A 14205-nucleotide genomic window follows, 5' to 3' on the forward strand; every position below is an offset into this window, starting at 1 on the left:
GTCGCACGTCCCTGCACGTTGCTTTGGCCGCACCAGCGTTCCCGTCGCGCGCCCGCCGCGCCATACCCCGTCATTCAAGGAATACCATGAAGCAATTATTCAGCCTCGCGCTGGCTGCCGGCATTGCGCTTGCCTCGCTGCCGCCTGCCGCCGCGCAATCGCGGCCCCCATCCGCCCCGCAAGAGGCGCAAGCGCCCGTGCCGGCCGCCGCCTACCGCTCCGCCTTCGCCGGCTACCGTCCCGCCGCCGAGGACGACGCCACGCCCGATCAGACCTGGCGCGCCGTCAACGACAAAGTCGGCAAGGCCGGCGGCCACATGGGCATGATGAAGATGGATGGCCACAAGATGGAGGGGCACAAGATGGAGGGGCACAAGATGGAAGGCCACAAGATGCCGATGGAGAAGCCCGGCCCCAAGCCGGCCGCCCAGCCCGCCCCGCAACACCAGCATGAGGGACACTGAGATGGCACGTTTTACAAAATCAACTTGCCTCACGCCGCTGGCCCTGGCGGCCGTCTTGCTGCTCAGCGGCTGCGCCAGCTTCAGCCCCGATGGCGGCATGCAGGCCGTGTCCGCGCTGGCAGACGCCCGCACGGGCGCCCCCGCGGCATTGACGGACAAGGGCGGCGAGGAAAAGCTGGCTTCCCTGCTGGCCCAGCCCCTGGACGCCGACAGCGCCGTGCGCATCGCCCTGATGAACAACCACGGCATGAAAGTGGCGCTGGCCGAACTGGGCGCGTCCGAGGCGGACCTGGTGCAGGCGGGACGCTTGCGCAATCCCGGCCTGTCCTTCGGCCGTTCGCACGGCAGCCACGGCACTGAAATCGACCGCGGCGTCAGCTTCGACCTGGCGGGCCTCTTGACCATGCCGATGCGCGTGAACATCGAGCGGGGCCGCTTCGAGCAAGCCAAGCTGCAGGCCGCCGGCAGCGCCGTGCAGCTGGCGCTTGAGACGCGCCGCGCCTACTTCAATGCCGTAGCCGCCGTGCAGACGGAAGCGTTCATGCAGCGGGCGCTGCTGTCGGCCGAGGCGGGCGCCGAACTGGCCACTCGCTTGCGGCAGGCGGGCAACTGGAGCCGCCTCGACCAGGCGCGCCAGCAAGTGTTTTATGCGGACGCCGTCGGCGACCTGGCCCGCGCCCGCCACCAGGCATTGGTGACGCGCGAACACCTGACGCGCTTGCTGGGCCTGTGGGGCAAGCAGACCAGCTTTACTTTGCCGTCGCGCCTGCCCGACTTGCCGGCCCAGGCGGCGGAGGCGGGCAATATCGAGGCGCAGGCGATGGAGCAGCGCCTCGACGTGCAGATGAGCAAACTTGACGCCCATGCCACGGCCGATGCGCTGGGCCTGTCCAAGGTGACGGGCTTCATCAATGTGCTCGATGTAGGCTACACCAACAAGAGCAGCAGCGAGGCGCCGCGCGAAAACGGCTATGAAGTGTCGCTGGAATTGCCGCTGTTCGACTGGGGTTCGGCGCGCAATGCGAAGGCGCAAGCGCTGTACGAGCAGTCGCTGCAGCGCACGGCGGGCACGGCGGTGAAGGCCCGCTCGGAAGTGCGCGAAGCGTATTCGAGCTACCGCACGGCCTACGACCTGGCGCGCCATTACCGCGATGAAGTCGTGCCGCTGCGCAAGACGATATCGCATGAAGTATTGCTGCGCTACAACGGCATGCTGGCCAGCGTGTTCGAACTGCTGGCCGATGCGCGCGAGCAAGTCGCCAGCGTGAACAGCGCCATCGAAACCCAGCGCGATTTCTGGATCGCGCAAACCGAACTGCAAGGCGCCATCAATGGCAGCGGCCCAGCCAACAAGGAATAATGATGATTACACGTAGAAACTTTTTCATGAATGCGGGCGCCGTCGCCCTGAGTGCGGCAGCGGTGAGCAGAGTCGGTGCGGCGTCCCTGCCGGAAGCCGTCAGCATGGCCGGCGCAGACACGAAAGCGCCGCCACCGCCGCCGAACGGGCGTCCGTACAACCCCGTCGTCACCCTCAATGGCTGGTCCTTGCCCTGGCGCATGAACAACAACGTCAAGGAATTCCATCTCGTGGCCGAGCCCGTCGTGCGCGAACTGGCGCCCGGCATGCAAGCGAACCTGTGGGGCTACAACGGCCAGTCGCCCGGTCCCACCATCGAAGTGGTGGAGGGCGACCGCGTGCGCATCTTCGTCACCAACAAGTTGCCGGAACACACGAGCGTGCACTGGCATGGCCAGCGCTTGCCGAACGGCATGGATGGCGTCACGGGCCTCACCCAGCCGGGTATTCCTCCCGGCAAGACCTTCGTCTATGAATTCGTCGCCAAGCGGCCCGGCACCTTTATGTACCACCCGCATGCCGATGAAATGACGCAGATGGCCATGGGCATGATGGGTTTCTGGGTCACGCACCCGAAAGATCCGAACTTCATGAAGGTGGACCGTGATTTCGTCTTCCTGCTCAGCAACTATGACATCGATCCGGGCAGCTACACGCCGAAGATCATGACCATGACGGATTTTAATTTGTTCACCTTCAACAGCCGCGTCTTCCCCGGCATCGACCCCATGGTCGTGCGCCAGGGCGACAAGGTGCGCGTGCGCGTGGGCAACCTGACCATGACGAACCACCCGATCCACATGCACGGCCATGAATTCGAGGTGACGGGCACCGATGGCGGCTGGACGCGCCCCGAATCGCGCTGGCCCGAAGTGACGACCGATATCGCCGTGGGCCAGATGCGCGCCGTCGAGTTCACGGCAACGGACCTCGGCGACTGGGCTTTCCACTGCCACAAGTCGCACCACACGATGAATGCCATGGGACACGACGTGCCCACCATGATCGGCGTCGACCACCAGGGCGTGGCGGCGAAGATCAACCAGCTCGTGCCCGGCTACATGGTGATGGGCGAACGGGGCATGGCCGACATGGGCGAGATGCAGATGCCGATCCCCGACAATACCTTGCCGATGATGGCCGGCGACGGTCCCTTCGGTGCCATCGGCATGGGCGGCATGTTTACCACGGTCAAGGTGCGCAAGGATCAGAAACCGGGCGATTACCGCGACCCGGGCTGGTACAAGCACCCGGCCGGCAGCGTGGCCTATGAATGGACGGGCGCCTTGCCGGAACCGGTGCGGGGCCAGGGCGCGGGCAAGCTGGCGGCAAAAAGCGGCGTGGAAATGACGGTGCGCAAGCCAGGCGGGCACAGCGGCCATTGACGCTCTCCCGGGGATTGCTAGCATGGCACGCCCCGGGACATGTTGCTTTGTATCAAGGAATTGTCGGTTAGTGACAATCCGAGCATTTTAGTGACAGTTTTTTCCTTATATTCAAGTCATAGCTTAAATTATTGGCTACCGTCTTGTCTTGGAGGAAACATGTTGAGTAAAATGAAAGTGGGGACGCGCCTGCTCGCTGCCTTCTTTTGCGTCGCGCTGATGGGGGCCATCGTGGCCGGCATCGGCATCTTCAACATGGGCAAGATCGATACCATGGCGGGGCAGATGTACAACCATGAATTGCTGGGGCTGTCGTACATCAAGGAAGCCAATATTGCCCTGATCAAGGTGGGCCGCGCGCGCAGCAATTTCTTGCTGGCCACGACCGCCGAGGAGCGCGCCACGCGCCAGGCCGACATCGGCAAATTCCTCGAGCTAAATAAAAGCTATCTGGCCAAGGCCCAGCCGCTGTTCGTCACGTCGGCCGCCAAGGAATTGTTTGCCCGCTTCGCCGCTGTCGAAGCGGAGTACATTGCCACCATGCAGCAAGCCCTGGCGCTGGCGGCGGCCGAGCCGCTGGCGCAGCGCAGCGCGCAACTGGTCGAACTGCTCAACAAGACGCGCCAGCATGCCGATGAACTCGACGGTATGCTGGATAAACTTTCGCTGCAGAAGGAAGAGCGCGCCAAGGCGGCTTCCGAGCAGGCCTCGGGCGTGTACCAGGCCAGCCGCAGTTTCATGATCGCGTTGGTGCTGGGCAGCATGGCGGCCGGCCTGGCGCTGGGGGCGCTGATCACGCGCGGACTGACGCGCCAGCTCGGCGGCGAACCGGCGTACGCCGTCAGGATCGCCGGCGCCATCGCCGAGGGCGATCTCACCATCGATATCCGCACGGCCACCCATGACAATGCCAGCCTGCTGTTCGCCATGAAAGCCATGCGCGACAAGCTGGTGGGCATCGTCAGCCAGGTGCGCTCGGGTACGGACACCATCAACACGGCCTCGAGCGAAATCGCCCAGGGCAACCTCGACTTGTCGTCGCGCACGGAAGAGCAGGCCAGTTCGCTGGAAGAAACGGCGTCCTCGATGGAACAGCTGACCTCGGCCGTGCGGCAGAACGCGGACAATGCGCGCCAGGCCAATGCGCTGGCCGGTGCCGCGTCCGATGTGGCCGGCAAGGGCGGCGCCGTGGTGGGGCAGGTGGTGCAGACCATGGAATCGATCAATGCGTCGTCGCGCAAGATCGTCGACATCATCAGCGTCATCGACGGCATCGCCTTCCAGACGAATATCCTGGCCTTGAACGCGGCCGTGGAAGCGGCCCGGGCGGGCGAGGAAGGGCGGGGATTTGCCGTCGTGGCATCCGAAGTGCGCAGCCTGGCCCAGCGTTCTGCCAGTGCCGCCAAGGAAATCAAGACCCTGATCGGCGACTCCGTCGAACAGGTGGAAATCGGCTCCAAACTCGTGCATGACGCGGGCAGGACGATGGATGAGGTGGTGACCAGCGTGCGCCAGGTGGCCGATATCATGCAGGAAATCACGGCCGCCAGCGCCGAGCAAAGCGCCGGCATCGAGCAAGTCAACCAGGCCGTGCTGCAGATGGACCAGGTGACGCAGCAGAATGCGGCCCTGGTGGAAGAGGCGGCAGCCGCCGCCGAATCGCTGCAGGACCAGGCGCAGACCCTGACGGAACTGGTGGGCGTGTTCCGCCTGCATGCCCAGGCCGAACGCATCGCCGTGGCGGCGGCCAGCAATGTCACGCCGCTGCGCCGGCCAGTGCCGCCCGCCCGGCAGGATGTGCGGCGCCTGGCCTGACGGCGGCTGGCTCGGGCGCAATCGGCGCGGCGGTGGTAGGCTGTCGCTATTGCGCGTTTGCCACTTCCGGTTTCCCCATGCCATCTTCTTTCCTGTCCTCCTTCGGTTTTTCCCTGTTGCTGCTGTCGCTGGCGCCCCTGGCGCAGGCGCAGGAGGGCGATCCCGTCCTGCCTTATCGTCCATCGGTGGCCAGTCCCGCCCAGCTGCCCGTGCCGGGCCAGCTGGAATTCGAGGCGGGCGGCCTGCTGTCGAAAACGGACGACGCGCGCCGCGCCAGCTTGCCGTACACGTTCAAGCTGGCGTTCACGCCCGAATGGGGCGTGCTGCTCGAAGGTGAGGGCTTCGTGCGCGCGCGCGATGACACGGGCCGGCGCGAGACGGGCGTGGGCGACACGACGGTCGTGCTCAAACGCGCCTTTTTGCTCGACAGCGCCACGGCGCTGGGCCTGGAACTGGGCTGGAAGTTGCCCACTGCCAAGGACAGCATCGGCAGCGGCAAGAGCGACGTCTCGTTGAACGGTATCTTCAGCCGCGACCTGGGCGCCGTGCACATGGACGCCAACCTGAACGCCACGCGCCTGGGGGCTTCCGACCCTGGCACGGGCAGGGTGCAAACGGGCTGGGCGGCCTCCTTTTCCACGCCCGTCAGCGACCGCTGGGGCGCCACGGCGGAAGTGTCGGGCACGCGCCTGCGCGGCGCGCCAGCCACGGCGCAGCTGCTGCTGGCTGCCACCTACAGCCCCACGCCGCGGTTGGCCATCGATATCGGCATGGCGCGTGGCTTGACGGCGGCGTCGCCGGACTGGTCGCTGTTCAGCGGCTTGGTAGTGCCTTTGGGCAAACTGTGGTGAGATTGCGACGGGATTCCTTATGTGTCCTTGCGAACAAACAGTTAGTCACACAAGGTCTACAATTGCGGCATAACTGATAAAAGGAGTGTCCTCATGAAAACCCTCATTCTCGCCGCCGTCCTGCTGTCGGCAGGTACCGCCGCCGTTGCCCAGGTTTCCGTCACCGTCGGCCAGCCAGGCTTTTACGGCCGCATCGACATAGGCGACTATCCCGCGCCGCAATTGATCTACGCCCAACCCGTCATCGTGCAGCGCCCGCAATACTATTCGGCCGCCCCGATCTACCTGCGCGTACCGCCCGGCCATGCGAAACACTGGTCCAAGCACTGCCGCAAGTATAATGCCTGTAACCAAGAGGTATATTTCGTCCAAGATGGTTGGTATAACAACCAATATGTGCCCCGCTACCGCCAGCAGCATGGCGACCATGGCCGTCCCGATTACGGCGACCGCGACCGTCATGACGACAAGCATGACAAGCACTATGACAAGCGCGACAAGCATGATGACAAGCCCGGCAAAGGCCATGGCAATGGCAATGGTCGTGGCAACGGCAACGGCAACGGGCACAGGGATTAACAAGCAGGAGGATCTTTGCATAGTAAAATCGTTATCGTAGGAGGAGGTGCAGGCGGCCTGGAGCTGGCTTGCAAACTCAGCCGCAAGCTCGGCCCCGGCCAGGTCACCCTGGTCGACAGCCGCCTGTACCATATCTGGAAGCCGTCACTGCATGAAGTGGCGGCCGGCACCCTGGACATTCATCAAGAGGGCCTGTCGTACCAGATGCTGGCGCATGACAATGGTTTTACCTATGTCTATGGTCCCCTGATCGGGCTCGACGCAGCGTCGAACAGCCTCACCGTGGGCGCCATCGCCACGGACAAGGATGAGCAGCTCTTGCCGCAGCGCCAGGTCAGCTACGACCAGCTGGTGCTGGCCGTGGGCAGCACCTCGAATTACTTCGGCGTACCCGGCGCCCAGGAAAACACGATTTCCCTCAATGCCACGGAAGACGCCGAACGTTTCCGTCTGACCCTGCTGAAACTGCTGGCCATGGCCGAACAGCGCCAGGGCGACGCGGGCCATCCCGGCGTCGACATCGTCATCATCGGCGGCGGCGCGACGGGCGTGGAACTGGCGGCCGAATTGCGCGAAGCGAGCGGCGTGTATGCCGCGTATGGTTTCCAGAATCTCAACGCCATCAAGGATGTGCGCATCACCCTGCTCGAAGGGGCGCCGCGCATTTTGGCGCCGCTGCCCGAGCGCGTCTCCCTTGCCGCCTCGAAACTGCTGCACCAGCATGGCATCACGGTGGTGACCGATACGCGCGTCACCACGATCGAAGCCGACAAGGTGACGGTGGCCAGCGGCACCAGCTATGCGGCCGACATCTGCGTGTGGGCCGCCGGCATCCGCGCGCCGGAATTCCTGTCCACTTTGGGCTTGCCTACCAACCGCGCCGGCCAGCTGGAAGTGACGGGCATGCTCAATGTGCAGGGCCATGCGAATATCTTCGCGCTGGGCGATTGCGCCGCCTGTACGGGTCCCGACGACAAGCTGGTGCCGCCGCGCGCCCAGGCTGCCCACCAGCAAGCCGATTACCTGCTGAAAACGTTCCTGCTGCAGGCGAAGGGCAAGCCGCCGCAAACCAGGCCGTACGAATATCTGGACTACGGTTCGCTGGTGTCGTTTGGCCGCACCACCTCGGTCGGCACCCTGATGGGGTCGCTGAAGGGCCTGAGCTGGTTCGTCGAAGGCTTTGTCGCGCGGATGATGTATGTGAGCCTGCACCTGATGCACCACAACGCCGTGCTGGGCACCGTGCGCACGGCCGTCATGGCCATGGGCCGTTTCCTGATCAAGCGCAGCTCGCCGCAGGTCAAGCTGCATTAAGCAGTTTGCGCCGTAACAAAACAAGGGGCCTTGCGGCCCCTTTTTATTTGCCGCGCGCGAGGGGCGCCGCGTCGCAGCGGCCCCGCGTCATGGGGAAGGCGATGGTGGTGAGCTTGCCCTTCAAGGTGCCGGTGATGCTGGCGTGTAAGATGCGCTCGCTGTCATGGCGGTAGGTGATGCGGCTCGGGAAGTCATTGTCCAGGTTGGCGAAGATGAATTCATTCGGCTTGTCCTGGCGCAGCAGGTTGAAGATCACGGGTGGCTCGCCCGACGGCTGCACGATGTAGGCCAGCTGGCCCGGTTCGGTGAGGCGGATCTGCACGAATTCGAAGGCCGTCGTCTTGCCGCCCTTGACGGTGCGGCTGGTGCCGAGGATGGTGCCGCCGGCGGCCGTGCTCCATTGTTCCCCGGAACCGGGTTCGGCGCCGTCGACGTTCCAGCAGCCGGCCAGCCAGGCCAGCTTGTCCACGGTTTCCGGCGGCGGCACGGTCTTGTCGGCGGCCTGGGCGGCTCCCATGGCCAGCAGCGCTGCCAGCAGGGTGGGGATCAGTCGTTGCATGCGGTCTCCTTGTCGTATCGTTGAGCGGGGCAGGGTGCCCGGCGATGTTCCGGCCCGATGCTGTCTGGCAGGGATTATTCTTTCGGGCTAATGCGCGGCAAGACGGCGGTCAGGGCCATGCCGCCTTGCGGATTCGCCGTCAGGCTCAGGCTGCCGCCGAGGTAATGCACGCGCTCGCGCACGGCGCGCAGGCCGTGTTTGCTCATTTCGACGGGCACGCTGGCCGGCAAGCCGCTGCCGTTGTCCTTGACGGTCATCATCAGCGCCTCGTCGTTGTCGTCAATGATGATATCCACTTCGCTTGCCTGCGCGTGCGCGGCGATATTGCTGAGCGCCTCTTCCAGGGTGCGCAGCAGGGCCACGCCCACGTTGCGCGGGCAGATCAGTTCATCTTCGGGCAGGCTGCAGCGCACGGTGATCTTGTGCTGTTCCGCAAATTGCGCAGCCAGCTCGCCCAGCGCCACATTCACACCGAGAAACTCCAGCTTGTCGTTCCACAGCTTCATCTGCATTTGCCGGTTGGTCTCGATGACATTCAGCAGCAATTGCTTCATGGTCGCGGCGCGGTCGAGCAAGGCCGCTTCCTGCGGCATTTTTTGCGTCAGCAGCGACAGGTGCATGGTCAGCGCCGTCAGCGACGAGCCGAGGCTGTCGTGCAGCTGGCGCGACAGGGCGCGCCGTTCATTGTCCCAACTGGTGTTGACATGACCGAGCAACTCGCTGAGATCGGCGGCGCGTTCCGCATCGGCCTGGGCCGCTTCCTTGTTCGGATCTGTTTGTGCGGACATAGCGCCCCGTGAATGGTGAAAGGTGGACCAAATTCAAGTTGTGGATCATACATGATGATTTCATCGCGGGGCGCATGGATGGAAAATTTCTGTCTTTTCGGCAATTTTAATCTCCTCCCATCATTTTTATATGATAGGCAATATTTCTGTTTGCGCCAGCAGGAAGTTGTTCCCGTCTTTACGTACGGCTGCGCACATACCGGGACGCCACACGCTGCCATAGTGGGGTTGTGCATTTTTCCATGCAGCATAGCCGCCCCGCGGCGCAGGGTGCAGTACAGGCCCGTTTACCGAAACGAAAGGACATGCCATGAATATCGAAACCATCGTCGACAAGGAATACCTCGACAAAAGCTTCCGCGACATCGTCAATGCCCCCATCAGCGCCTTGCGCGGCGTCAGCGCGAAGGATGCGAAGGCCTTGCAGCAAGCGTTTGGCGTGACCACCGTACGTGAATTGTCCAACCTTAATTTCGTGAAATGGGCCAGCGCGCTGGCCATCCTGGCCGATGAAGAAGGCATGAGCGGCGAAGAGCGGGCCAAGGAAGAGTTGCTTGACGACGCCGTGGAAATGACCTTCCCCGCCAGCGACCCGATCTCCGTCGATGCCGGCATCACGCGCATCGAAGTACCGCCGGAAACCGTCGATGCGCAAACGGACCACCAGCATGCGGGCCAGCATGAAGTGACGGCTGGCAAGAAATAAAACATCGTGCTCATGAAAAAAACCGGCAAGCCATCAACGTGGCTTGCCGGTTTTTTTCATGTGCGGTGCGGCGTAAAAACTCAGGCGATCGACGGAATGTTGTTTTTTTGCATATTCACCTGCGAGGCGATCACCTCGTGCGGGATGCAGCAAAAGCGGTTCTTGCCGGCACGCTTGGCTTCGTACAGAGCCGTGTCGGCCGCGCCCAGCAGGGATTCGACGGTGCTGGCGTCGTCCGGGTAGATGGCGATGCCGATGCTGGTCGACAGGCGCAGGGTCAGGTCGTTGATGAAATACGGCTCGGAAATGACTTCGATCAGCTTGGCGGCCGGTTCGCGTGCGTCGCCCTTGCCGGCCAGGTTGCCCAGCACGATGACGAATTCGTCGCCGCCGATGCGCGCCACCGTGTCTTCCTTGCGCGATGCGCTCACCAGGCGGGCCGCCACCATTTTCAGGATTTCATCGCCATAGCCGTGGCCGTAACTGTCGTTGATGGCCTTGAAGCCGTCCAGGTCCAGGTACAGGATGGCCGACTTGCCGCGGCTGCGGGCCGATTGCTGCAAGGTATGCTCGATGCGGTCTTCCAGCAGGCGCCGGTTCGGCAAGCCCGTCAGCGGATCGTGCAGCGCCAGTTCCTGCTGCTGCTTGCTGTATTGGGCCAGTTCCTTGTACAGCAGGCGCACTTCCAGCATGTTGTGGATGCGCTTGTGCACTTCCATCAGGTCGAAGGGCTTGCTGATGAAGTCGCGCGCGCCCGCTTCCAGGGCGGCGATCTTGAAACTCGGCTGTGCCGTCAGGGCCAGCACGGGCAGGTAGCCGCCATGCTCGATTTCCTTCAAGCCTTTCATGACCTGGAAACCATTGAGTTCCGGCATTTGCAGATCCAGCAAGATCAGGTCGTAGCAATGCTCCCGGTGCAGGGGGCAAACCTGGGCCGGACGCATGGTGGCGGTCACATTGGTGTAGCCGGCATCGCGCAGGATTTCCAGCATCAGGTCAACATTGTCGGGTGAATCGTCGACGACCAAAATTTTGGCTTTCAAAATCTCATCTTGGCTGGGCATGTAAGGTCTCGGTTATACGGTCTATGCAACGCTGGCTTCCACCGCAGATGATGGGCTGACGGCAGTGGGGAAGATAGTAGCGCCTTGCAACAAGTTAGGGCGCACAACAGCGCTTGAGCTCGCTTCTGACGTTCTCGCCGGCCCAGGCCGCCATCTCCAGCCTGCCGTGCAGGTGCGTTTCTGCATTTCAGTGTAGCAAACTTTAGCTTAGTTGCTTGTAGGACAGAGCCGCGTCTGAAAGTAGGAAGGCTAGCCCATGAAAATAGTCATTTTGTACTGCATCATGTATTTCTTTGCATCATCTTTTTAGGGCGGCGTATTGCTGCCCTCTTCAGGACGCTGCGCGAGGGAGCGCGTTGCGGCCAGTTGCGCCACGGCCGCCAGCAGTTCGGCCGGGTCGAGCGGTTTCGAGACCCAGGCCTGGAAGCCGCTGGCCAGTGCCCGCTGGCGGTCCTGCGGTTGCGCGAACGCCGTCAGCGCCAGCGCGGGCAGCCGGGCCGCATCAGGGGAGGCGTGCGCGCGGATTTGCGCCAGCAAGTCGAAACCGTCGGCGTCAGGCATGCCGATGTCGCTGACCAGCACATGCGGGTGTACCTGGTCCAGCAGTTGCAGCGCTTGCGCCACGTTGCCGGCGCCATGCACTTCGGCGTTGCTGTCGCGCAGGATGCGCGCCGTCAGTTCGCGCGCATCGGCCTCGTCATCGACCAGCAGGACGGTGACGCCGCGCAAGTCATGGCTGGCGGGCAAGTCGCCGCCCGTTGGCCGCGCCGGCGCGGTTCGCGTCCCCAGGGGCAGGCGCACGGTAAAGCTGGCGCCCTGCATGTCGCCGGCGCTGCTGACCGTGACCGTGCCGCCATGCTGCTCCACCAGGTGCTTGACGATCGCCAGTCCCAGCCCCAGGCCGCCATGCCGGCGCGTGGTGGAGGCGTCGGCCTGGCGGAAGCGGTCGAACACGTGGGGCAGGAAGTCATTCTTGATGCCGACGCCGTTGTCGCTCACCGTGATGGCCAGGCGGCTTGCCTCGCGGCGCACGCCGATCTCGACCCGGCCGCCTTGCGGCGTGAACTTCAGGGCATTCGACAACAGGTTCCAGATCACTTGCTGGATACGGCTGGGGTCGCCCGTGATCCTGCCAGCATCACTGGCGATGTTGCTGTGGATGGCGATGTGCTTGGCGTCGGCCGCCGGGCGCAGGGTTTCGATGGCCGAGGCGATGATGCTGGCGGGCACGATGGTTTGCAGATCCAGCAGCACCTTGCCGGAAGTGATGCGGCTCATGTCGAGCAAGTCTTCGATCAGTTGCGCCTGCGCGCGCGCATTGCGTTCGATGCTTTGCAGGCCGCGGTGCAGGTCGGCCTGGTCGCGCGTGCCGCGCCGCAGCACTTGCGCCCAGCCCAGGATGGCCGACAGCGGCGTGCGCAGTTCGTGCGACAGCGTGGCGAGAAAATCGTCTTTCAGCTGGTTCGTGCGCTCGGCGTCGGCGCGTGCCTCGCGTTCGCTGTCGAGCAGCACCTTGCGCTCTTCGGCGGCGCGCGTGGCGGCCGCGTACAGGCGCGTATTGTCGAGCGCGACGGCGGCCTGGGCCGCGATGGCCGAGACGATGCGTTCGCTGCGCGCGCTGAACATGCCCGCTTGCGGATGGCCGAGCAGCAAGCGCCCCAGCAACAGGCCCGAGCGCGAACTGACGGGCAGGCTCAGGCAGCTGCGCAGCGGCGGCGCGCCGCCGGCGCTGGCGTCGGGCGCGGCCAGCAAGTCGTTCTGGCGCATGGCCGCTCCCTGGCGCAGTTCCGTGGCGATGGCATCGGCCTGGCGCAGGCTGATGCCGTTGACGGCGCGTGCCGCGGGCAGAGCGTCGGGATCGTCGTGGATATCGCCCGCATCATCATAGTAAAAGGCGCCGAAGCGCGCGCCGCTGATGCGCGTGGCCGCATCGACGGTTTCCTGCAGCAGGGCCGGCAAGTCGAGGGTGCTGGCCAGGGCCGCGCCCGTATTGTTGAGCAGCTCGAGTACGCGCGTTTCATCGCGCAAGGCTTCCTGCGCCCGCTTGACCTGGTCGACGTCGGTGCTCGTGCCAAACCAGCGCAGCAGCTGGCCGCCCCGGTCGCGCACGGGATTGGCGCGCGTCAGGAACCAGCGGTACTGGCCGTCGGCACCGCGGATGGGGAACTCCATTTCGAAGGGCGTGCCCTCGCGCAAGGCGGCCTTCCAGGCTTGCAGCATGGAAGGCAGGTGCTGCGCGTCATAGGCGATGCTCCAGCCGTCGCCCGCCATCTGTTCGGCAGTGGTGCCCGTGTAGTCGTGCCAGCGCTGGTTGTACCAGGCAATGGTGCCGTCGAAGCTGGCGATCCAGGCCAGTTGCGGGATGGAATTGGCCAGTGCGCGCAAGTCTTCCTCGCTGTGGCGCAAGTTTTCCTCGGCCGCCTTGCGCTGGCTGATGTCCTGGATATACGTGGTCAAGCCTTCGCTGGAAGGGAAGATGCGCACTTCCAGCCAGCGCCCCAGCGGCGGATACGGCAGTTCGAAACTGCAGCTGAGCTGCTGCGCCATGGCGCGCCGGTACTGGGTTTCGAGTTCCGTGCCATGCAGGGAGGGGCAGGCATGCCACAGGTTCTTCCCCGCCAGGCTGGTGCCAGGCGCGTGTTGCGGCGCGAGCATGGCGGCGCCGCGCGTATTGAGGTAGCGGATGGTCCAGTCGCGGTCGAGCAGGCAAAAGCCGTCGGTAATGCCTTCCAGCAAGTTGGACAGGCGCTCGTCGGATAGGCTCAGCGGCGCTGATGGGGGAAGCAGATCTTGCTCGCGGTCATGCTTGGCCATCGGAAATCCTGCAACAATGAATCTGCCGCACGGGCGCTTGTCCCGCCGGGCCGCCGTCGCTAAGCTCAGTTAAATAGGTCATGATGCTCAATGTCCGCCGTCATGCATCAGGGGAGGCAAAAGCGCCCCTGTCTGGCTGGTATTGTAGCCCCAAGCGGGGCACCGCCACCGCACGCTTGCGCGCCGCCTGCAGATAGCACTGGACAGGCTGGAAAGCAGTCCCTATAATCCCGCTTCTTTCGAGGCAGCAACTCCTCGATTCGCTGGACGCGGCTGTGGAAGCAGAAGTGCCATGCGATAAAAAGGCGTCAGCTTTTTTGGCAGTGAAAAGGTAGTCGATCATGCGGGGCGGTATTCTGCAAAATCAGCTAAGCGATTGAAAAATCGAACTTTTCAAAGCGAAATGAATACGCTATAATGTTTGCCTGCGCGGCTGTAGCTCAGCTGGATAGAGTACTTGGCTACGAACCAAGGGGTCGTGGGTTCAATTCCTGCCAGCCGCACCA

General features: G+C 63.8%; 12 protein-coding genes and 1 tRNA gene. 9 read left to right on the forward strand and 4 right to left on the reverse strand.

Features of this window, described 5'->3' with window-relative positions:
* Positions 1 to 86 precede the first annotated feature (86 nt).
* The 7 genes from AC1Q6X_RS25385 (at position 87) to AC1Q6X_RS25415 (ending at position 7768) form a co-directional block, all read left to right on the forward strand.
* A complete protein-coding gene (locus tag AC1Q6X_RS25385) occupies positions 87 to 464 on the forward strand; it encodes a hypothetical protein (protein ID WP_492405431.1) in 378 nt (125 codons plus the stop codon).
* Between the two features lies 1 nt (position 465).
* Complete coding sequence (locus tag AC1Q6X_RS25390) at positions 466 to 1824, forward strand: TolC family protein (RefSeq protein ID WP_492498772.1); 1359 nt, start codon at positions 466 to 468, stop codon at positions 1822 to 1824.
* A gap of 2 nt (positions 1825 to 1826) precedes the next feature.
* Entirely contained in the window at positions 1827 to 3209 is a 1383-nt protein-coding gene (locus AC1Q6X_RS25395; protein ID WP_492498773.1) for a multicopper oxidase family protein, read from the forward strand.
* 159 nt (positions 3210 to 3368) lie between these two features.
* Positions 3369 to 5024, forward strand: coding sequence for a methyl-accepting chemotaxis protein (locus AC1Q6X_RS25400; protein ID WP_492498774.1), 1656 nt, complete (start codon positions 3369 to 3371; stop codon positions 5022 to 5024).
* A gap of 77 nt (positions 5025 to 5101) precedes the next feature.
* Positions 5102 to 5875, forward strand: coding sequence for a transporter (locus AC1Q6X_RS25405; RefSeq protein WP_492498775.1), 774 nt, complete (start codon positions 5102 to 5104; stop codon positions 5873 to 5875).
* 93 nt (positions 5876 to 5968) lie between these two features.
* The gene (locus AC1Q6X_RS25410; RefSeq protein WP_070219233.1) at positions 5969 to 6454 is read left to right on the forward strand and encodes a hypothetical protein; all 486 of its coding nucleotides are present in this window, start codon (positions 5969 to 5971) and stop codon (positions 6452 to 6454) included.
* A 15-nt stretch (positions 6455 to 6469) separates the two neighbouring features.
* A complete protein-coding gene (locus AC1Q6X_RS25415) occupies positions 6470 to 7768 on the forward strand; it encodes an NAD(P)/FAD-dependent oxidoreductase (RefSeq protein WP_492498776.1) in 1299 nt (432 codons plus the stop codon).
* A gap of 43 nt (positions 7769 to 7811) precedes the next feature.
* Here the strand turns inward: AC1Q6X_RS25415 and AC1Q6X_RS25420 are convergent, their stop codons facing one another.
* Both AC1Q6X_RS25420 and AC1Q6X_RS25425 read right to left on the reverse strand, forming a co-directional pair.
* A complete protein-coding gene (locus tag AC1Q6X_RS25420) occupies positions 7812 to 8327 on the reverse strand; it encodes a DUF6265 family protein (RefSeq protein ID WP_492498777.1) in 516 nt (171 codons plus the stop codon).
* Between the two features lie 74 nt (positions 8328 to 8401).
* Positions 8402 to 9115, reverse strand: coding sequence for a sensor histidine kinase (locus tag AC1Q6X_RS25425; protein ID WP_070219230.1), 714 nt, complete (start codon positions 9113 to 9115; stop codon positions 8402 to 8404).
* Positions 9116 to 9425: 310 nt separating this feature from the next.
* On the opposite strand from AC1Q6X_RS25425, the gene AC1Q6X_RS25430 reads away from it, so the two are divergent.
* The gene (locus AC1Q6X_RS25430) at positions 9426 to 9821 is read left to right on the forward strand and encodes a hypothetical protein (RefSeq protein ID WP_070219229.1); all 396 of its coding nucleotides are present in this window, start codon (positions 9426 to 9428) and stop codon (positions 9819 to 9821) included.
* Positions 9822 to 9901: 80 nt separating this feature from the next.
* On the opposite strand, the gene AC1Q6X_RS25435 is transcribed toward AC1Q6X_RS25430, so the two are convergent.
* Entirely contained in the window at positions 9902 to 10885 is a 984-nt protein-coding gene (locus AC1Q6X_RS25435) for a GGDEF domain-containing response regulator (protein WP_070219228.1), read from the reverse strand.
* A 306-nt stretch (positions 10886 to 11191) separates the two neighbouring features.
* A complete protein-coding gene (locus AC1Q6X_RS25440) occupies positions 11192 to 13699 on the reverse strand; it encodes a hybrid sensor histidine kinase/response regulator (RefSeq protein ID WP_492498778.1) in 2508 nt (835 codons plus the stop codon).
* A 429-nt stretch (positions 13700 to 14128) separates the two neighbouring features.
* Between AC1Q6X_RS25440 and AC1Q6X_RS25445 the strand changes: the two genes are divergently transcribed.
* A tRNA-Arg gene (locus AC1Q6X_RS25445) sits at positions 14129 to 14205 on the forward strand.

It is taken from the genome of Janthinobacterium sp. GW823-FHT06H09 (genome assembly GCF_058794735.1).

Bases quoted from the DNA above. Each gene is read 5' to 3' on its own strand.
- AC1Q6X_RS25440 (WP_492498778.1), bottom strand. From the start codon at position 13,699: ATGGCCAAGCATGACCGCGAGCAAGATCTGCTTCCCCCATCAGCGCCG.
- AC1Q6X_RS25400 (WP_492498774.1), top strand. From the start codon at position 3,369: ATGTTGAGTAAAATGAAAGTGGGGACGCGCCTGCTCGCTGCCTTCTTT.
- AC1Q6X_RS25410 (WP_070219233.1), top strand. From the start codon at position 5,969: ATGAAAACCCTCATTCTCGCCGCCGTCCTGCTGTCGGCAGGTACCGCC.
- AC1Q6X_RS25395 (WP_492498773.1), top strand. From the start codon at position 1,827: ATGATTACACGTAGAAACTTTTTCATGAATGCGGGCGCCGTCGCCCTG.
- AC1Q6X_RS25390 (WP_492498772.1), top strand. From the start codon at position 466: ATGGCACGTTTTACAAAATCAACTTGCCTCACGCCGCTGGCCCTGGCG.
- AC1Q6X_RS25405 (WP_492498775.1), top strand. From the start codon at position 5,102: ATGCCATCTTCTTTCCTGTCCTCCTTCGGTTTTTCCCTGTTGCTGCTG.
- AC1Q6X_RS25430 (WP_070219229.1), top strand. From the start codon at position 9,426: ATGAATATCGAAACCATCGTCGACAAGGAATACCTCGACAAAAGCTTC.
- AC1Q6X_RS25385 (WP_492405431.1), top strand. From the start codon at position 87: ATGAAGCAATTATTCAGCCTCGCGCTGGCTGCCGGCATTGCGCTTGCC.
- AC1Q6X_RS25425 (WP_070219230.1), bottom strand. From the start codon at position 9,115: ATGTCCGCACAAACAGATCCGAACAAGGAAGCGGCCCAGGCCGATGCG.
- AC1Q6X_RS25435 (WP_070219228.1), bottom strand. From the start codon at position 10,885: ATGCCCAGCCAAGATGAGATTTTGAAAGCCAAAATTTTGGTCGTCGAC.
- AC1Q6X_RS25420 (WP_492498777.1), bottom strand. From the start codon at position 8,327: ATGCAACGACTGATCCCCACCCTGCTGGCAGCGCTGCTGGCCATGGGA.